At 48.3% G+C, this 18916-nt stretch carries 15 protein-coding genes; 9 read left to right on the top strand and 6 right to left on the bottom strand.

Features of this window, described 5'->3' with window-relative positions; all coding sequences use genetic code 11:
• The first annotated feature begins 363 nt into the window (after window positions 1-363).
• Entirely contained in the window at window positions 364-1344 is a 981-nt protein-coding gene (locus tag RSC70_RS05325) for a C40 family peptidase (protein WP_282814214.1), read from the top strand.
• A 351-nt stretch (window positions 1345-1695) separates the two neighbouring features.
• Window positions 1696-2274 carry a superoxide dismutase [Fe] gene (gene sodB / locus RSC70_RS05320; protein ID WP_282814213.1) on the top strand — a complete coding sequence of 193 codons (579 nt, stop codon included), beginning with the start codon at window positions 1696-1698 and terminating at the stop codon, window positions 2272-2274.
• 93 nt (window positions 2275-2367) lie between these two features.
• Here the strand turns inward: sodB and cydH are convergent, their stop codons facing one another.
• On the bottom strand, window positions 2368-2457 hold the full coding sequence (gene cydH / locus RSC70_RS21010; RefSeq protein ID WP_020303734.1) for a cytochrome bd-I oxidase subunit CydH: 90 nt from the start codon (window positions 2455-2457) through the stop codon (window positions 2368-2370).
• 354 nt (window positions 2458-2811) lie between these two features.
• Here cydH and purR point away from each other — a divergent pair, with 354 nt between their 5' ends.
• The 3 genes from purR to RSC70_RS05305 all read left to right on the top strand — a co-directional run bounded on the left by purR (window position 2812) and on the right by RSC70_RS05305 (window position 6110).
• Window positions 2812-3837: an HTH-type transcriptional repressor PurR gene (purR, locus tag RSC70_RS05315; RefSeq protein ID WP_025801071.1), complete on the top strand. Its 1026-nt coding sequence runs from the start codon at window positions 2812-2814 to the stop codon at window positions 3835-3837.
• A 72-nt stretch (window positions 3838-3909) separates the two neighbouring features.
• A complete protein-coding gene (locus RSC70_RS05310) occupies window positions 3910-5487 on the top strand; it encodes an ABC transporter permease (protein WP_332541926.1) in 1578 nt (525 codons plus the stop codon).
• Window positions 5484-6110 (top strand): ATP-binding cassette domain-containing protein, encoded by a 627-nt coding sequence (locus tag RSC70_RS05305; RefSeq protein WP_332541924.1) that lies wholly within the window; start codon window positions 5484-5486, stop codon window positions 6108-6110. Before RSC70_RS05310 ends, RSC70_RS05305 begins: the two co-directional genes overlap by 4 nt.
• A gap of 2 nt (window positions 6111-6112) precedes the next feature.
• On the opposite strand, the gene punR is transcribed toward RSC70_RS05305, so the two are convergent.
• Window positions 6113-7021: a DNA-binding transcriptional activator PunR gene (gene punR / locus RSC70_RS05300; RefSeq protein WP_332541923.1), complete on the bottom strand. Its 909-nt coding sequence runs from the start codon at window positions 7019-7021 to the stop codon at window positions 6113-6115.
• Window positions 7022-7161: 140 nt separating this feature from the next.
• Here punR and punC point away from each other — a divergent pair, with 140 nt between their 5' ends.
• Both punC and cfa read left to right on the top strand, forming a co-directional pair.
• Window positions 7162-8388, top strand: coding sequence for a purine nucleoside transporter PunC (gene punC / locus RSC70_RS05295; protein WP_332541922.1), 1227 nt, complete (start codon window positions 7162-7164; stop codon window positions 8386-8388).
• Window positions 8389-8707: 319 nt separating this feature from the next.
• Complete coding sequence (gene cfa, locus RSC70_RS05290) at window positions 8708-9859, top strand: cyclopropane fatty acyl phospholipid synthase (RefSeq protein WP_040044889.1); 1152 nt, start codon at window positions 8708-8710, stop codon at window positions 9857-9859.
• A gap of 90 nt (window positions 9860-9949) precedes the next feature.
• Here the strand turns inward: cfa and htpX are convergent, their stop codons facing one another.
• The 4 genes from htpX to RSC70_RS05270 all read right to left on the bottom strand — a co-directional run bounded on the left by htpX (window position 9950) and on the right by RSC70_RS05270 (window position 14506).
• Window positions 9950-10831, bottom strand: coding sequence for a protease HtpX (gene htpX, locus RSC70_RS05285; protein WP_130999171.1), 882 nt, complete (start codon window positions 10829-10831; stop codon window positions 9950-9952).
• A gap of 324 nt (window positions 10832-11155) precedes the next feature.
• Entirely contained in the window at window positions 11156-13186 is a 2031-nt protein-coding gene (gene prc, locus RSC70_RS05280) for a carboxy terminal-processing peptidase (RefSeq protein WP_103009744.1), read from the bottom strand.
• Between the two features lie 19 nt (window positions 13187-13205).
• Window positions 13206-13913 (bottom strand): RNA chaperone ProQ, encoded by a 708-nt coding sequence (proQ, locus tag RSC70_RS05275; RefSeq protein WP_025801078.1) that lies wholly within the window; start codon window positions 13911-13913, stop codon window positions 13206-13208.
• 101 nt (window positions 13914-14014) lie between these two features.
• Window positions 14015-14506 (bottom strand): GAF domain-containing protein, encoded by a 492-nt coding sequence (locus RSC70_RS05270; RefSeq protein WP_043493284.1) that lies wholly within the window; start codon window positions 14504-14506, stop codon window positions 14015-14017.
• Window positions 14507-14736: 230 nt separating this feature from the next.
• Between RSC70_RS05270 and yebS the strand changes: the two genes are divergently transcribed.
• Both yebS and RSC70_RS05260 read left to right on the top strand, forming a co-directional pair.
• Window positions 14737-15981, top strand: a complete 1245-nt coding sequence (yebS, locus tag RSC70_RS05265) for a membrane integrity lipid transport subunit YebS (protein WP_332541919.1) — start codon at window positions 14737-14739, stop codon at window positions 15979-15981.
• Window positions 15950-18580: a PqiB family protein gene (locus RSC70_RS05260; RefSeq protein WP_332541918.1), complete on the top strand. Its 2631-nt coding sequence runs from the start codon at window positions 15950-15952 to the stop codon at window positions 18578-18580. The genes yebS and RSC70_RS05260 overlap by 32 nt, the downstream gene beginning before the upstream one ends.
• Window positions 18581-18916 lie beyond the last annotated feature (336 nt).

Here is an 18916-nt window from a genome sequence, read left to right as displayed (position 1 = left end):
TAGTTTACTTCCTCTAGCCAGTGTTATGCCTACAGCATGCAAGTGCATATCGAATTATTGTACTGGATTCTATCGAGTGTCGCTCTGAGAAAAAAACGCCATCTTTTATGTGGCTATTATCTGATTTTCAACACACCGTCACAGCGTAAGCTCAGTTTAATCTAAAAACGTGCTATGCTATATCCGTTTTGTACATGATCAGATTTGCGGCGTTTTGTGAATAAAACAGCATCTGATTCAATCATCGTAACATTTAGTCACAAAGAGAATATAAATAGCAGAAATGAATGCTGTTTTGTTGCGGCTGTTTATTTAATACTGTTTGCCATGTTTTTTGCTTGGGACAAAGCCTGGAACCTATCGATGCGTCTATATATCGCGCTCTTTGTTCTGCTGTTTACACAGCTATTTGCTAATGCAGCGAATGCCTCTCCGGGGCATAAAGTCGTTGCCGATCAGCGAAAGTCGCATGCGACGAGTAGCGAATCTGCCGATCGTAAAAAACGAAAACCCGCCACCAGCAAAAAAGAAAAAACAGCGACGCCTACGACGACGGCAAAAAATAAAAAATCGTTAGAACAAAAAAGCAAAACGACTAAAAATTCAGCGACAGCTAAACCTAGCGCTCTCGCCACTAAGTTTGCCAAAAATAGAGAAGTCGCGCGCAATAAAGCGAATAGCAAAAAAATAGATAAAGCGGTACTAGCATCTATTTCTAACCCTAAGACAAAATCCAGCGCCAAGAAAAGTGGCCCACATTCCACCGCGACGTTGGCTCGCGTAAGTAATAAAAAAACCTATGGCCGCCAGCGCGGTGAATTGAATAGCCATGGCAGAAGCAGCAAAGGTGAATTAGCCAAGCTCAAGCTGAATCAAAACAATATTGAAATCGTTGATGGCAAACCAATTCGTCTGAGTCCTCAGCATAAAAAACGCTATCAGCACGCCAAACAAACGGCCATGAATAAGCTGATGAATCAGGTAGGAAAACCGTATCGTTGGGGTGGTGCTTCACCAAGCACAGGCTTCGATTGCAGTGGATTGGTTTATTACGCCTATCAGGATTTACTGAGCATCAAGATCCCTCGTACCGCCAATGAAATGTATCATCTACGCGATGCCGCTCCGGTGAAAAAAGCAGAACTACAAAAAGGCGATTTGGTCTTCTTCCGTATTAATAATCGTGGTGCCGCCGATCATGTGGGTGTTTATATGGGTGAAGGCAAATTCATTCAGTCACCTCGCACCGGCGAACAAATTCGGATCAGCTATTTAGATAATGATTATTGGCAGGGACACTACGTTGGCGCTCGCCGCGTAATGACGCCAAAAACGATTCGTTAATAGCAGAAGGTCATTGCTAAACGGATTTATGGTAGGGATTAATTGCATTTTGTGATAATCCCTATCATTTAGATTTACCCCGTCTTTGTATTATCCCCTCCCCTTGTTTTATGTTCTGTGGCCGTTTTGAACGAATGGTGCACAAATCGCCAATTGATAACCAAAAACAAAAATTTTGCCTGTTATTAGATTCAAAACTTGCTAAAATCGATCCCCATAACAAGAGTACAACAAGATCGTTTCAATTTTAAAAACCCGCTCACTGACATTAACGTTGGTGTGATGCATGAAACATAAAACACTTACGTGTAACTGTTTCATTGCAAAATAGAGCAATAATAGGAGAGAGCAATGTCTTTTGAATTACCTGCATTACCATACGAAAAAAACGCACTCGAACCGCACATCTCCGCAGAAACTTTGGAATACCATTACGGTAAGCATCACAACACCTATGTGGTAAACCTGAACAATCTGATCAAAGGCACCGAGTTCGAAGGCAAATCACTGGAAGAGATCATCAAGACCTCTACTGGCGGGATCTTCAACAACGCCGCTCAGGTTTGGAACCACACCTTCTACTGGCATTGCCTGTCTCCAAAAGGTGGCAACGCACCTACTGGCGCAGTGGCTGAAGCCATTAATAAAGCATTTGGCTCATTTGATGCTTTCAAAGAAGAACTGACTAAATCTGCAATCGGCAACTTCGGTTCTGGCTGGACTTGGCTGGTTAAAAATGCAGACGGTTCTTTGGCTATTGTAAATACCTCAAACGCTGCAACCCCACTGACCAACGGTGACAAGCCACTGCTGACCGTGGATGTTTGGGAACACGCCTACTACATCGACTATCGCAACGCGCGTCCTAAATATCTGGAGAACTTCTGGGCTCTGGTAAACTGGGAATTCGTGGCGAAAAACCTGGCATAAGTTTGCTGAGTGACGCACATAAAAAAGGCGGTCAATTGACCGCCTTTTGTTTTAGCCATGTTAATGGCTATCGATAGAAAACTTAGCAATAAATCAGTGTAGTGCGGCAACAAAACTAAAGATAACAATCACAGCCAGTGCTGCGACCGTTGTCATTAGAGAATATTTCAGATCGGTTTCCATTTCTTCTTCTCCCGCATTTCGTTATCAGATCAATTTTGATTATACATAAACACTTGCAGAAAGTGTGTGAAATCATTTTCACATACCTTAAATGGGATCGCACGCAGTAAAACTTTCGATTATTCTTTCTGTTAACACACAATTTTGACTTCCCCTTTTGCATTTTATAGGCCAAAATTTACGGTTTACTGCTACGTATCAGCTTTCATAACGTAAAAGAATAGGCTGGCGCTCGATATATCCGCATATTCCTCTCTTTGATGCGATTATAATCAGCGTATCTTGGTGTACGTAAGCAAACGATTAACACAATAGCTATGTCATAGTTACATTAGCTTAGGAGTCATCTGTTTCATGGCAACGATTAAAGATGTGGCAAAACGCGCGGGCGTTTCAACCACGACAGTGTCTCACGTTATTAATAAGACGCGTTTTGTCGCAGAAGAGACCAAGACCGCGGTTTGGGAAGCAATTAAAGAATTGCACTACTCCCCCAGCGCCGTCGCCCGTAGCCTGAAAGTTAACCACACCAAATCGATCGGTTTGCTGGCGACGTCCAGCGAGGCGCCCTATTTTGCTGAGGTCATTGAGGCCGTTGAAAACGCCTGCTACAGCCAAGGCTATACGCTCATTTTATGTAACTCTCATAATAACCCTGAAAAGCAAAAAGCTTATTTGGCGATGCTGGCGCAAAAACGCGTCGATGGATTATTAGTGATGTGTTCTGAATACCCAGAAAACCTGCTGCAAACCCTTGAGGACTACCGCAATATTCCAATGGTGGTGATGGACTGGGGTACGCAACGCAGTGACTTTACCGATGCCATTCAAGATAATGCGTTCGAAGGTGGCTATTTAGCCGGTCGCTATTTAATTGAACGTGGCCATCGCGATATTGGCGCAATTACCGGTCAGCTTTCCCGCAACACCGGCGGTGGTCGCCTACGCGGCTTCCTGAAGGCCCTGCAAGAAGCCAACATTCCCGCTCGCGATGAATGGATGGTAGAAGGCGATTTCGAACCAGAATCCGGTTACAAAGCCATGCATCAAATCCTGTCGCAAAAAAATCGCCCAACGGCGGTCTTTGTGGGTGGCGACATCATGGCGATGGGCGCAATCTGTGCCGCCGATGAGATGGGCTTGCGTGTACCGCAGGATATATCAGTGATCGGTTATGATAATGTGCGCAACGCCCGTTACTTCTCGCCAGCGTTGACCACTATCCACCAGCCGAAAGAGCGTTTGGGCTCAATGGCCTTTGATATGCTGCTCGACCGTATCGTGAGCAAGCGTGAAGATTCTCAAACGATCGAGGTGCATCCAAAACTCGTGGAACGTCGCTCCGTTGCCGATGGCCCATATCTGGATTATCGCCGCTAAGTGATGAAGAACAGCCCTTTTCTTTTAGCGCTGTTCCCCGTTGGGCTGTTCTTAACAGGAGCGTTGACAATATTGTCAGCGTTCCTGGCACTGACTCAGCCGCTGTCTGATATTTCCTCTTTCGATACCTTCACCCAGCCGTGGACGCTTTTACTCCAATGGCCAGGTTTGATGCACTCGGTTGGCCTGAGTTTATGGAGTGCAATCGCCGCGACGTTAATATCTCTTTGGTTGGCATTAGCGCTTTGCGGTCAGGTTATACAGCGCGCCAGCGGCACTGCTCGCGCTATTTCGAGCGCGATATTAGCCATGCCGCATATTGCACTGGCGACCGGTCTCATACTGCTGTTATCCCCCTCAGGTTGGCTACTCAGGCTTATATCCCCAATATTTACAGGATTTGTACGCCCGCCGGATTGGCCGATCGTCAATGACCCTTATGCCCTATCCTTAATTCTTTTATTGGTGATCAAAGAGACACCTTTTTTATTTTTAATGACGTTTAACATCTCGGGTCGCATTGATGTCGCTCGCCAGATGCAGGCTGGTAACGCATTGGGTTACCACAGTGAGAAAGTCTGGTGGTTGCTATTAGTACCGCAAATACTTGTGGCTCTGCGTCTGCCGCTGTTTTGTGTGCTGGCCTTTGGCCTATCCACCGTGGATATTGCGATTCTATTGGGGCCGCAGCAACCCACTACCTTGGCGTTGTTAGTTTGGCAATGGATAAGCAAACCCTCAATTGGGCATCAGTCTTTGGCTGCTGCGGGCACGCTGCTGCTTATGGTTATCACATTAGCCAGCTTTGGCGCGTGGCGATATGCTGAAAAGGTCTGGTTAACATATTGCCGCAACGCTTATGGACAAAGACGCAACACGTGGCGTATGCCGCTTACCCCGCTCTGGACAATGGGTCTCATGTTAACGCTGGGCGCTTACGTGGTACTCTTCGTCTGGTCGGTTGCATGGCGTTGGCCTTTCTCGTCTTCTTTTCCACTACAGTGGAGCTATGATTATTGGCTTACCAGCGTTCATCAGCTTAGTGCTCCGATCATAAACAGTCTGCTCATTGCGAGTGTGGCGAATCTATTAGGTTTACTTCTGTGCGTTGGTTTTTTGGAATGGCAATTTTATACGCGTAGAAATACAAACTTATGGCTTCTGCTCGCCCCGCTGTTGATTCCACAAATCAGCCTAATTTTCGGCTTGCAGCACATGGCCGCTTGGTTGGATGTTATTGGTCTGCTGCCCAGCGTGATCTTTGCTCATATGGTATTTATCGTTCCGTACTATTTTCTTAGCCTCAGCGGCGCGTGGCAGACTTTCGATTCGCGGCTGATCTATACCGCACAATCTCTTGGGAAGTCGCCTTGGACCTGTTTCTGGCGCATCAAGATCCCTTTATTGAGCAAACCATTGGCGCTTTCCGTTGCGCTAGGTTTTGCGGTTAGCCTGGGATTATATTTACCCACGCTAGGTTTGGGCGCTGGACGTTTCCCCACGCTAGCAACGGAAACCGTTGCCTATGCATCCGGTATCGATCGCCGCATGGCTGCCGTTGCGGCTCTGTGGCAAACGTTCATTCCGCTTTTGGTTTACGGTATCGCGCTATTTTTGCCATTCATACTGACAAGGAACAAAAAACTGTGACGGTTTTAGCGCTTGAGCAATTTCAGGTTTATCTCGATGGTAGACCGCTAACTTCAGCGTTGAATACCCGCGTAGAAGGCGGGCAAATACTCACGCTGATGGGGCCAAGCGGCTGCGGGAAATCGAGCTTATTGCTAGCTATGGCGGGACATGCTCACGCCCCGCTGTCAACGCAGGGAAAAGTGCTGATTGATAGTCAAGATGTGACGGAACTCCCCGCCTATCAGCGCAAAATAGGGCTGTTATTCCAAGATGATTTATTGTTTCCCCATCTAAACGTTACACAAAACCTGCTTTTCGCCTTACCTGAAAGTATCGGCAAAGAAGAACAGCATCAGCAGGTCGCAAAGGCATTGGGGAAAATTGACATGGCCGAGTTTTCGTCACGTTATCCTGATGAATTATCTGGCGGTCAGCGTGCCAGAATCAGTTTGTTGCGCACCCTGCTTTCCCGCCCTCGCGCGGTGGCATTGGATGAACCTTTTTCCAAACTTGATAAATCGCTGCGGCAACAGTTTCGCCAATGGGTCTTTGGTGAACTACAACAGGCGAATATTGCTGCCCTGCTAGTGACACACGACGAAGACGACGTACCGCCAAACGGCCAAATCATCATGCTCTAACCCTATTCGGGGCTAAGCCACTCTTGATTCATCGTTTCAGTATCACCTAAGTAATCCAGTAACCAATCAATGGCCGGTGAACGGGTGTGGTCTTCCCAAGTGACACAACAAGCGCTATCAGGAAACGGCTGAGCCAATTGCAAGATCTTCAGCTTACCCAAATGCACCAGTGGTTCCGCCATGTGTGCAGGCATCAGGCCAACGCAAAGTCCATTCTCTAGACAATCACAGGCGGATTGCCAATCAGGCACCACTAGGCGGCGCTGGTTATCTAATAGCCATGTATCGCGTTTAGGCAGATCTCGGGAGGTGTCTTCAATGCACAAGGCGGGAAAAGGACGAATTTTGTCGTCGCTTAACTCGCCTTCCAGTTTTGCCAGCGGGTGATCGGGGCTCACCAAACAATGCCAGCGAAGAAATCCCATATCACGGAAAGAAAAGCGCCCTCCGGCAGGAACCGCACGCGTCGCCCCGATGGCCACCTCTACGCGTCCGGCAACTAATGCATCCCATACGCCGTTGAATACCTCTGGGTGGATCATTAATTCCATATCGGGGAAATGGCGGTAGAAATCAACCACCAGTTGGCGGCTTCTACGGGGATTTACGATGCGATCGACTGCAACATTTAGCTGCCCACGCCAACCATTTGCCACCTGCTGGCATTGACGACGGGTGGAATTCATTTTTTTGATAATAGCTCGCGCTTCTTCAACAAAAAATGCGCCAGCTTCGGTGAGTTCAACATCTCGATGACGTCGTTCAAACAGTGACACCGCCAGCCAAGTTTCCAATTGACGTACCGTGTAACTCACGGCAGACGGCACACGGTGCAGTTCTTGCGCTGCTGCGCTAAAACTTCCTGTCCTAGCAACCGCATCAACAACCTCTAATGAGTATTCCGACCACATGTGCGCTACCTCACTTTTCTTGCTTTCAAAAATTTTCATCCATAATAGCAAATATTAGCGTTTCACAAGTAATTAGAGAGATCGCTACACTCCACGCGTCACACATTCATTCTGCAACAAATATATAACGAGTCAAAATAATGCGAACTTCATCATTTTTCATGTTCTATCTGGCCGGATTGAGCATGCTGGGATATCTGGCCACTGATATGTATCTTCCTGCTTTTGGTGCGATGCAGCAGGATCTCAATGCTTCCGCGGGTGCCATCAGCGCAAGCCTCAGTATTTTCCTCGCCGGTTTTGCCTTCGCACAGCTGGTTTGGGGACCTCTGTCCGATCGTATTGGCCGTAAGCCGGTTTTAGCCATGGGCTTAACCCTGTTTAGCCTTGGCTGCTTAGGCATGCTGTGGGTGGATACCACCACTGAACTGCTCGTGCTGCGCTTTGTGCAGGCGATTGGGGTGTGTTCTGCCGCCGTGACGTGGCAAGCATTGGTTATCGATCGCTACAGCAAAGGCGTTGCCAATCGTGTGTTCGCCACCATCATGCCGCTGGTGGCATTGTCCCCAGCCCTGGCTCCGCTATTAGGTGCGTGGTTGCTCAACCATTTGGAGTGGCAGGCCATCTTTGCCGTGCTATTTGGTATCTCTTTGCTGCTGTTAATCCCAACTCTCATGCTTAAAGATGAGCGCCGGAAACCCACAGAAAACCAACCGAAAGAGAACATCAGCTTTTTCCAACTGATGCGCTCAAACATTTTCTCTGGCAACGTGATGATCTTTGCCGCGTGCTCTGCCGGTTTCTTCGCCTGGCTCACCGGTTCACCGTTCATTTTAGGCGATATGGGCTATGGCCCGAATGACATTGGCCTAAGCTATGTGCCACAGACTATCGCATTCTTGATTGGCGGCTATGGCTGTCGTGCGCTGCTGAGCCGCATTGGCGGAAACTTGATGCTGCCTTGGCTTCTCGTGGTCTATAGCCTGAGCATGGTTGGAATGTTCGCGATGGCGCTGCTGAGCTCACCGGGACTCTTTGCGCTGTTAGTTCCTTTCTGCATTATGGCCATGGCCAACGGAGCGATTTACCCTATCGTGGTTGCCAATGCATTAACCCCATTCCCAGAAAATAGTGGTAAAGCGGCCGCCTTGCAGAACACGTTACAGTTAGGCGTCTGCTTCTTGGCAAGCCTTCTGGTATCCATTTTTGTCGAATCTGCGTTACTGGCTACAACCGCCATCATGGCGGGCACGGTGGTATTAGTCGCGATCGGCTATTGGCTTAAAAGTGACGGCGTCACAAAGAAATTAACGGCCGAATCACTAACGGCAAGTGAATCCAGCAAAAAACACCTGTCACAGCATTAATTTATTTTTGTCTCCTTTAACCTAAACCATTGAGCAGCGGTGCAGATTCATACTTGAGTCTGTCACCGCTGCGTCCTATACTGCGAAGGTTGCTTCTACAATTATTCTGCTAGCAAGTAACTTTTACTTTCCGATGTGCGGAGCACATCACATTTTTACTTAAGGATGAGTCCCTGCTAAACGCATGGGTTTCCTCAGTTTTCCATTTTTCTAAGTCGGGTTAAACACCGCGGATTATCCGTTGGTACTCGTGCGCCTTTAGATTGCCAACGCTCTCTAGCAGGTCAGTTTTATGAAGAATTTGGTTCATGGAGAAACTATGAGTTCATCGTGTATAGAAGATCTAAGCGTGCAAAACAGTCAATGGTATCGAATTGCCAGTGAAATGTTGCAGTCGGCAGACATCGAGGTTAATGGCTCGCGCCCTTTTGATATTCGCGTTAAAAATCCACACTTTTTCAAACGCGTTTTACAAGAAGGTTCGCTCGGTCTCGGTGAGAGCTATATGGACGGCTGGTGGGAGTGCGACCGCTTAGATATTTTCTTTCAGAAGGTGCTTCGAGCTGGGCTTGAAAACCAGCTGCCACACCACATCAAAGACACCTTGCGTGTCGCCGCGGCGCGTCTTACCAATCTTCAGTCGAAAAAACGTGCTTGGATCGTCGGCAAAGAACATTACGACTTAGGCAATGACCTATTCAGCCTAATGCTTGATCCCTACATGCAATATTCCTGTGCCTACTGGAAAGATGCGACGACGCTAAAGCAGGCTCAGGAGGCTAAGCTAAAACTGATCTGTGAAAAACTTCAACTGCGGCCTGGGATGACCTTACTGGATATCGGCTGTGGCTGGGGCGGTTTGGCGGCTTATGCTGCCAAGAACTACGGCGTATCCGTTCACGGCGTCACCATTTCAGCAGAACAACAGAAAATGGCGCAGGAACGTTGTAAAGATTTAGACGTGCAAATTTTGCTACAAGACTATCGTGACCTTAACTCACAGTACGATCGCATTGTGTCAGTGGGCATGTTCGAGCATGTTGGGCCAAAGAACTATCAAACCTACTTCAACGTGGTGGCGCGTAATTTAAAGCCTGATGGGCTTTTCTTACTGCATACCATTGGCGCAAACGAAACCAATATGAATGTAGATCCTTGGATCAATAAATATATCTTCCCTAATGGCTGCCTCCCTTCAATTAAGCACATTGCAACCACCAGTGAAGGTAAATTCGTGATGGAAGACTGGCACAATATTGGGGCTGATTACGACCGCACGTTAATGGCTTGGTATGAACGCTTCGTGCAGAATTGGCCGAAGATCGAGCATAACTATTCTCAACGCTTCTTCCGCATGTTTAGCTATTATCTCAATGCGTGCGCGGGGGCTTTCCGCGCTCGAGATATCCAGCTATGGCAAGTGGTGTTTTCTCCTCGCGGAGCCGAAGGTGGCCTGCGCGTAGCGCGGTAATATTTGATGGTTATCGGATAGTAAAAAGGAGCCCAAAAGGCTCCTTTTTGTTTGTAACGTGCTACTTCTGCCATCGGTGGCAAATCTGAATTATTTCAGATATTGGCCAGTACGTAAGGCTTCAATACGCTTATCTAACGGCGGATGTGACAGGAACAGTTCGCTAAATGATTTATTACGACCATTGATGCAAAATGCCATCATGCTCCCTTCTTCCTGCGGCTCATAGCTGGTTTTCAAGCGTTGCAGCGCGGCAATCATTTTTTCACGCCCCACTAAATTAGCCGAGCCCGCATCTGCACGGAATTCGCGATAGCGTGAGAACCACATAGTAATAATGCTCGCCAAAATACCGAACACGATTTCCAAGACCATGGATACCGCAAAGTAAATCATTGGGTTGCCGCTGCTGTTTTCGCCTTCATCACGGTTGCCTGACAAGAATCCAGCAGCCACCTGAGCGATCAGGCGCGAGATAAAGATAACGAAGGTGTTCACCACGCCCTGAACCAGCGTCATGGTGACCATGTCGCCATTGGCAACGTGGCTGATTTCATGCGCAAGCACGGCTTCAGCTTCATCACGGCTCATGTTTTGCAGTAAACCGGTGCTCACCGCGACCAGTGACGCATTACGACGTGCGCCCGTTGCGAATGCGTTCATATCCGGTGCGTGGTAGATCGCCACCTGCGGCATATCAATACCTGCCTGCTGAGACTGACGACGAACGGTTTCAACCAACCAACGTTCAGTCTCATTGCGCGGTTGCTCGATAACTTCTCCCCCAACCGAACGCAAGGCCATCCACTTAGACATCAACAACGAAACAATAGAACCACCAAAGCCGAACAGCAGTGCCATCACCATCAGCCCTTGCACGCTGCTGGACTGGATCCCTGTCAGGCTTAACACCACACCAAACACCAGCATGACAGCCAGGTTGGTTAGCAGGAACAAAGCGATACGCATCATGTTATTTATTAATCCTCATTTATGGAGCACGCATTATGCGATGCATATACTCGTTTTACTTCAAGTTGCAGAAGCGCTAACAACTATTGTTTGTTGACAACAACTGTTTGCCGCTTTCATGCAACTCGAATGATTTAGTGTATAGATCGTAAGGCCATCTGCGCGGGATTCAAGTGGTGTTAAGCAATAACACACTAAAGAAACATAACTTTACAATTTGACGTACTAAAAATCACATAATTGACTAATTAGTCACCGTTCAGCTAAAACTTCAGGCATAAAAAAAGAGCGATTTCTCGCTCTTTTTACTGTTACCGTGCTCGCTTATTTTGAGCTGCCCTGCATTTGCTGAGCAAGATCAAGCGCAATTTTTACCGTTTCATCCAAGTAAGGATCGGGCTCTTGATAATCTTTTGGCAAATCATCAAGTGATTTAATTGGCTTTTTACCCGCAACTTTCAGGCGTTCATTAATGCGTTTCAGGCGCGTTGCGTCATCATCTTTATTCTCTTTCTCGCGCTGAGCATAGTTAAGAGAGACGATATTTTTACGATCTTTGAGTGCCTTATAGTGAGCGATGTCTTGCTCAATGTATTGGAACTCAGGATTCGACGCGATGCGCTGGTTGTGATCGGCTAACAGCACCGGATCAAACTTCTGCACGTCACCTGCTTTATCGTAGGTAGCTGCTTTGATGCTATCCCAAGGCAAGGCGTTGTCTTCAAAGCTTTCGCCGGTATCAATCGATTCCAGCCCCGTCGGCATAATAATATCCGGCGTCACGCCTTTGCGCTGCGTGCTACCACCATTAATGCGATAGAACTTCTGAATCGTGTACTGAACCGAGCCCAGCTCCGGCCACTCAGGGCGCAGCATCTGATCGTAAATACGGTTTACCGAACGATACTGCTGCACGGTACCTTTACCGAAGGTTGGTTCACCTACAATCAGAGCACGATCGTAATCCTGCATAGCTGCTGCAAAGATTTCTGAGGCTGACGCACTGAAGCGATCGACCAGAACCACCAGCGGGCCTTTGTAGTAAACAACGCCGTCGGTATCCGCATCTTCACGAATTTTACCGTTATTATCACGTACCTGAACCACAGGGCCGCTAGGAATAAACAGGCCAGAAAGCGATACCGCTTCGGTTAACGCACCGCCGCCGTTGCTGCGCAGATCGATAATCACGCTGCTCACGTTCTGTTTTTCCAGCTTCTGCAGCTGTACTTTGACGTCATCGGTTAGACCGACGTAGAAGCCAGGAATATCCAGAACCCCGACTTTCTTGCCATCAACGGTTTTCACGCTCATTTTCACCGCGCGATCTTCCAAGCGGATCCGTTCACGAGTTAACGTGATAGTGCGTGTTTTGGTGCCCTTACCTGCTGGCAGAATTTCCAATCGAACTTTGCTGCCTTTTGGCCCTTTGATCAGCTCAACCACATCATCAAGACGCCAGCCAATCACATCCACCATCGGTTTACCCGGCTGCCCAACGCCAACGATGCGATCGCCAACCTTGAGAGATTTACTCTTCGCCGCAGGTCCACCGGCAACCATCGAGTTAATCTGGGTGTAATCGTCTTCGGTCTGCTGAAGCACAGCGCCAATACCTTCCAGAGACAGGCTCATTTCGGTATTGAACTGCTCGGTGTTACGCGGAGACAGATAGTTGGTATGGGGATCAATCTCGTGCGCAAACGCATTCATGAACAGTTGGAAAACGTCTTCGCTTTTGCTTTGCGTAAGGCGTTTAATCGCAAACTGGTAGCGTTTGGTCAGGATCTTTTGAATCTCTGGCCAATCTTTACCGGCCAGTTTCAGGTTCAATTCATCGTATTTAACTTTGGCTTCCCAAAGCTTGTTCAACTCTTCCGTGCTGGTTGGCCACGGTGATTTACTACGGTCGACATCAATGGTGTCGTTGCCGTCGAAAGTCATCGGGGATTTCAGCAAGGAAAGTGCATATTCGTAGCGTTCGAAGCGACGTTTTTGTGCCAAATTAAACAGCGCATAGGCGGTATCTAATTGGCCGGATTTTAACTCATCATCCAGCGCCGTCTCACGGTCTTTGAACTGCGCAACGTCAGAGGCCAACAACACATTATGGTTGTAGTCCAACATATTGAGGTAGCGAGCAAAGATCTTTTTAGAAAAATCGTCGTTCAAATCGAACTGACGATAATGAGAGCGCGTAAAACGTGACGTCACCCGTTCACTGACGGTCGCGTGCTGCGGCTCTTGGCGCAACTGCGGTAACTGATTAATGTTGTAAGCAACATTATCAGCCGCAAAGCTGGCACCAGCGAATAACGCCAGGGCTATCGCTGATACCCTGAAAAATTTGTTCATGCCTTGGCTGGCCTCCGTATCAGAACTGCAAGTGTTCTGCGCGCACAATCATCGCCAGACCGTTAGAAAGCTGAACGCGTACACCATCTTTGGTGATTTCCAATACGGAAGCGTCCATCGCACTTTTACCTGCGCTGACTTTTACGCCCTGACCTACGGTCAGTTTAGTAATGTCAGTTACCGGTACAGCACGCGGTTTAGCTGATTCTGTGTTCGCGCGAGGCGTGCGATCCTGTTGTGGGCGAGGAGTGCGTGGTTTACGCGCTTCTTTATCGCCGTTGGCAGCATCGGTACGGCGTGCAGCAGGTTTTTTACCCGCTGGACGTGGGCGACGATTCTCAGTCGTTTCCCCTGCCTCACGTTTTTTCGCCTGCTGTTCTGCACGTTGTGCTTGAACTCGCGCTTTGGCTTCTTCTAACTGTTGACGAGCGTGTTCCACATGCTGCTCTTCCAGCACACCACACGAATTACCGTCAAGATCGACTCGTTCCGCACCCACTTTCACGCCGTGCAGATAACGCCAGCTTGAGGTGTACAGACGGAGCGCTGAACGTAGCTGAGTCTTGCTCAGTCCGTTTTCATCTCCCTGCATCCGCTCAACCAGATCCTGAAAGATACCGATTTTCAACGGACGTGCTTCGCCCTCTGCGCTAAAGCACTGCGGGAAACGCTGGGCTAAAAATGCAATGACTTCTTTACTACTATTCAACTTGGGTTGATTTTCCATGAAATTTCCTGATTACAACGGGTTTGCCAACCAGCGATGGCATGAACAGGCGACATTATAATGGCGCTACCGCCAAAAGCCACGCCATACGCACGACAACCTTATGCAAATGTCACAAATTTTGTGCTGTCGCACTCTTTTAAGTGCTCAGAAAGAGCGGAAACCACTGATTTTAAACCATTTTCGTCTTCTTTATCGAATCGGTCATAAACTGTGCTATCGATATCTAAAACCCCAATAACTTGTCCATTCACCTCAATAGGCAGCACAATTTCAGCATTACTGGCTGCATCACAGGCAATATGACCGGCAAAAGCGTGCACATCGGCAACGCGTTGGATCTCATTTTTGGCAAATGCAGTACCACATACACCTTTACCAACAGGAATTCGCACGCAGGCTAATTTTCCTTGGAAAGGCGCAAGTACCAACGTATTTCCATCAACCAAATAGAATCCGACCCAGTTAACATCTTCTAATCGCTCATAAATTAGCGCACTCGCGTTGGATAATGTTGCGATAAAGTTATATTCACCGCTGCTTAGGGCAGCCAAATCACGCGCTAGATCGGTATAAAACTCTTTTTTACTCATGTAAATCTCGTTATCTTGTTACTGGGCGGTAGCCATAAGGCTCGAATACGTCACATAAAATAAGCATTAAATGCGTTATCACACAAGGCCTATCCAACATCACTACACTTTAACTCGTTACACATTGTATCTTTACGCAAGTTCGACCTACATTTTTATAACAACCATTCTGTTTTAAGGCCATCAATGCGATACTTTCCCCCCTTGCGCCACCCATCTTGCGTTTCTGAATGAATATCACTCGAATAACCGCGCTACCCGAACAGCACATCAAACGTTGCCATGAATGCGACTATGTTTTCCAGCTCCCTGAACTGGATAAAAACCATACCGCATACTGCCCACGTTGCTGTGCCAAAATCTGCTCTGGGCGTGATTGGTCCATGACGCGCTTAACAGCGTTGTCTATCGCAATTTTGCTACTGATGCCGTTTGCCTTAAACGAACCGCTGATTCAAATCCGCCTACTGGGAACCACAATTTATGCCAGCCTGATTGAAGGTATTTGGCAAATGGCGATCCAAGGCGATCCAGTCACGGCCAGCATGGTGGCGTTTTGTACCGTAGGCGCCCCGCTAACGCTTCCACTCTCCATTCTCTATCTGCGGATCGGGCATAGACTGGGGATGAATCTGCGTCCGGTGTTATTGATGCTGGACAGGTTAAAAGAGTGGATCATGCTCGATATCTATCTTATCGGCATGGGCGTAGCCTGTATAAAGGTTCAGGAATACGCTGATATCAACGTTGGGAACGCTTTCTTTGCCTACGTGATGATGACGCTGCTCACGCTGGTCACGTTGATTCATCTCAATTTGAATCAGCTGTGGGAGCGTTTCTATCCACGTACTCAGCCCAAAACGTCACCGTATGAAATGAAACTCTGCTGTGCCTGTCATTATACAGGCCTGCCTGATGAACGAGGCCGCTGCCCGCGCTGCCATACGACGCTGCATGCTCGTCAGCCATACAGCCTACAAAAAACATGGGCCGCGCTCATTGCCGCAATTGTGATGCTCTTCCCCGCCAACATGCTGCCGATTTCAATTTTGTATGTGAACGGCGTGCGGATGGAAGACACTATTTTTTCTGGCGTGGTTTCTTTAGCAACGTCGGGCAATATTCCTATTGCGGCAATCGTATTTATTGCCAGTATTTTAGTTCCTTTCACGAAGGTGATCGTGATGCTGTTCTTGTTGATCAGCATCCAATTTAAAACCCAGCACAGCCTAAAAACACGCATGCGTCTACTACGCTTAGTGACGTGGATTGGACGCTGGTCGATGCTCGATCTTTTTGTCATCGCGTTAATGATGTCGTTGGTTAATCGTGACCAGCTACTTTCTTTTACTATGGGACCGGCAGCCTTCTATTTTGGCGCCGCCGTATTCCTAACCATCCTTGCCGTAGAATGGTTAGACAGCCGACTGATTTGGGATGCTCATGCAACAGGAAACGCCGAATACACCGACTAACGCGACGCTACGACGTAAACGTCGTATCTCACCGTTTTGGTTATTACCTTTTATCGCCCTTCTGATTGCAGGTTGGCTGATTTATTCCACGATGCAAGAGCGCGGAGATACCGTCATTATCGATTTCCAATCGGCGGCAGGCTTGGTGGCTGGCCGTACGCCGGTACGTTATCAAGGTGTTGAGGTTGGAACGGTACAAAAGATAGCGCTGAGCAATGACCTCAATAAAATTGAAGTCAGCGTGAGCATTAAAAGCGATATGAAAGACGCTCTGCGTGATGGCACCCAGTTTTGGCTTGTCACGCCTAAAGCATCGCTGGCGGGGATCTCTGGATTAGACGCGCTAGTCGGCGGCAACTATATTGGGATGATGCCGGGTACGGGCAAACCTAGCCAACATTTCGTCGCGCTGGATACTCAGCCTAAGTTCCGCCTTAATACCGGTGAATTGCTGATCCACTTGTTTGCACCCGATCTGGGATCTTTAAACACCGGTTCACTGGTTTATTACCGTAAAATCCCGGTAGGCAAAGTCTACGATTTTACGATTGCTGAAAACCAACAAGGGGTTAGCATCGATGTGCTTATCGATAAGCGCTTTGCTAATTTGGTGAAAGATAACAGCCGTTTCTGGAATGTTTCTGGTTTCAAAGGCGATTTTGCCTTAGACGGCATTTCGGTACAGATGGAAAGCATGGCCGCATTAGTGAATGGTGCGATTGCCTTTGACTCACCGCAGGGTGGCAAGCAGGCTGTCGCCAACCACAACTACACGCTCTATCCCGATCTGGCCCACAGCCAGCGCGGCGTTGTCATCGGCTTGGATTTGCCAAATGGCGATGGCCTCACTGCGGACAGAACGCCGCTTATCTATCAAGGGTTACAGGTCGGTACGCTCACCAAAATGACGCTGGAGAAAGACAGCAAAGTCAGTGGCGAATTAACGATTGACCCCAGCATCGTCGATCTGATGCGCAGCGGAACCCGCATCAAGATGACCAGCCCTCGCCTCAGCTTGGATAATGCCAAACTGAGCCAGCTCCTCACAGGCAACGTATTTGAACTGCTCCCTGGCGAAGGTGAACCGCAAAATCATTTCGCCGTGTTGCCAAGCGCCGAGTCGCTGCTGCAACAGCCCAATATCCTTAAGCTATCGCTCAGCGCATCGCAAAGCTATGGCGTGGACGTTGGGCAGCCTATCAGCATGAACGGGATTAAAATTGGCCAAGTTCTTAGCCGCGTTTTGAAAGATAACGCGGTTGTCTTCGACGTTGCCATTGAACCGCAGTATCGCAGCCGTATCCACGGCGACAGTAAGTTTGTGGTTAACAGCCGCCTTGACGTTAAGTTTGGCGTTGACGGTGTTCAAGTGCTCGGTGCAAGCGCACAAGAATGGCTAGATGGCGGTATTCGCGTCATCCCGGGCAGCAAAGGTGAACCCAAAGATAAATACCCGCTCTATCAAAACAGCGAACATGCGGAACAAGGCATTACCGGCAATCTTCCGCCTTCAACCCTAACTTTACGCGCAGACACCTTACCTGACATTCAAGCAGGTTCAGTTGTTCTGTATCGCAAATTCCAAGTTGGTGAAATTGTCGATGTTCGGCCGAAATCCAATGAGTTTGAAGTCGATGTATATATTCAACCGGCTTACCGAAAATTGCTGACGCCGCAAACTATTTTCTGGGCGGAAGGCGGAGCTAAAGTCCAGCTTAACGGCAGCGGTTTGACGATTCAGGCTTCCCCGCTGGATCGCGCAATCAAAGGCGCTGTTAGCTTTGACAACATAGAAGGCGTAAGCGTTACCAAAGGGCAGAAGCTTGAGCTCTATGCTTCAGAAACAGCGGCCAGAGCCATTGGTAGCCAGATCACCCTGCGGACTTACGATGCTTCAAAACTCTCTGCTGGCATGCCAATTCGCTATCTCGGCATTGATATTGGGCAGGTTGAATCGCTAAAGCTCTCCAACGAACGCAACGAAGTGTTAGCGAAAGCGGTGCTCTATCCAGAATATGTGGACTCTTTTGCACGCCAAGGAACACGTTTCTCTATCGTCACGCCTGAGATTTCAGCCACTGGCGTCAGCAATTTAGAAACGCTATTACAGCCCTATATCAACTTAGAACCAGGCCATGGTCGCACCATGCGTACCTTCGAGCTACAACAGGCCTCTATCGCAGATTCACGCTATCTGGATGGGCTGAGCGTAATTGTCGATGCGCCGGAAACGGGATCGCTACAAATTGGCACTCCTGTTCTTTTCCGTGGCATCGAAGTGGGTACCGTGACCGGTCTATATTTGGGTTCGATGTCAGACCGTGTGCATGTAGCGCTGCGTATCAGTAAGAAATATCAAAAACTGGTACGCGAAAACTCAGTATTCTGGCTGGCATCAGGCTACAACGTAGAGTTTGGGTTAACGGGTGGAATGGTCAAAACGGGCACATTCCAGCAATTTATTCGCGGCGGCATCGCCTTTGCAACGCCACCAACTACGCCGCTCGCACCACAGGCTCAACCGAATACGCATTACTTGCTTAATGATAATGCGCCGGATAAGTGGCAAAGCTGGGGTACCGCAATCCCCCTTCGCTAATGCCATGCAAAAAAGCACCGTCAAGTGGCGGTGCTTTTTTAATCTATAATAGATACGGGGTTCAAATAACCCCGCTTTTCACGCCTCGACGCCACTCGCCAACATAGCAAACACCGCCCCCTAGCATTAAGCGTTAGAGATACATAGAGCAGAACTTGAATAATGGCATAATCTCTCGCGCAAACGCATTCCCCATCAAAAGAAAGACTTAACATTTGCAGCGACTCACTTCAACAGCATAATTTGCTAAAAACTGGCAAAAAAAATACCGTCGACTACTCTTAAATAGCAAGGCAATCCAAGCCTGCATTAATGCCAACTTTTAGCGCACGGCTC

Source organism: Hafnia sp., assembly GCF_036648275.1.
GTDB lineage: Bacteria > Pseudomonadota > Gammaproteobacteria > Enterobacterales > Enterobacteriaceae > Hafnia > Hafnia alvei.
This window is presented reverse-complemented; position numbering and strand designations above follow the sequence as displayed.

Excerpts from the sequence above, each read along its gene's own strand:
- RSC70_RS05325 (WP_282814214.1), top strand. The coding sequence starts at position 364 with ATGCGTCTATATATCGCGCTCTTTGTTCTGCTGTTTACACAGCTATTT.
- sodB (WP_282814213.1), top strand. The coding sequence starts at position 1,696 with ATGTCTTTTGAATTACCTGCATTACCATACGAAAAAAACGCACTCGAA.
- cydH (WP_020303734.1), bottom strand. The coding sequence starts at position 2,457 with ATGGAAACCGATCTGAAATATTCTCTAATGACAACGGTCGCAGCACTG.
- purR (WP_025801071.1), top strand. The coding sequence starts at position 2,812 with ATGGCAACGATTAAAGATGTGGCAAAACGCGCGGGCGTTTCAACCACG.
- punR (WP_332541923.1), bottom strand. The coding sequence starts at position 7,021 with ATGTGGTCGGAATACTCATTAGAGGTTGTTGATGCGGTTGCTAGGACA.
- punC (WP_332541922.1), top strand. The coding sequence starts at position 7,162 with ATGCGAACTTCATCATTTTTCATGTTCTATCTGGCCGGATTGAGCATG.
- cfa (WP_040044889.1), top strand. The coding sequence starts at position 8,708 with ATGAGTTCATCGTGTATAGAAGATCTAAGCGTGCAAAACAGTCAATGG.
- htpX (WP_130999171.1), bottom strand. The coding sequence starts at position 10,831 with ATGATGCGTATCGCTTTGTTCCTGCTAACCAACCTGGCTGTCATGCTG.
- prc (WP_103009744.1), bottom strand. The coding sequence starts at position 13,186 with ATGAACAAATTTTTCAGGGTATCAGCGATAGCCCTGGCGTTATTCGCT.
- proQ (WP_025801078.1), bottom strand. The coding sequence starts at position 13,913 with ATGGAAAATCAACCCAAGTTGAATAGTAGTAAAGAAGTCATTGCATTT.
- RSC70_RS05270 (WP_043493284.1), bottom strand. The coding sequence starts at position 14,506 with ATGAGTAAAAAAGAGTTTTATACCGATCTAGCGCGTGATTTGGCTGCC.
- yebS (WP_332541919.1), top strand. The coding sequence starts at position 14,737 with ATGAATATCACTCGAATAACCGCGCTACCCGAACAGCACATCAAACGT.
- RSC70_RS05260 (WP_332541918.1), top strand. The coding sequence starts at position 15,950 with ATGCAACAGGAAACGCCGAATACACCGACTAACGCGACGCTACGACGT.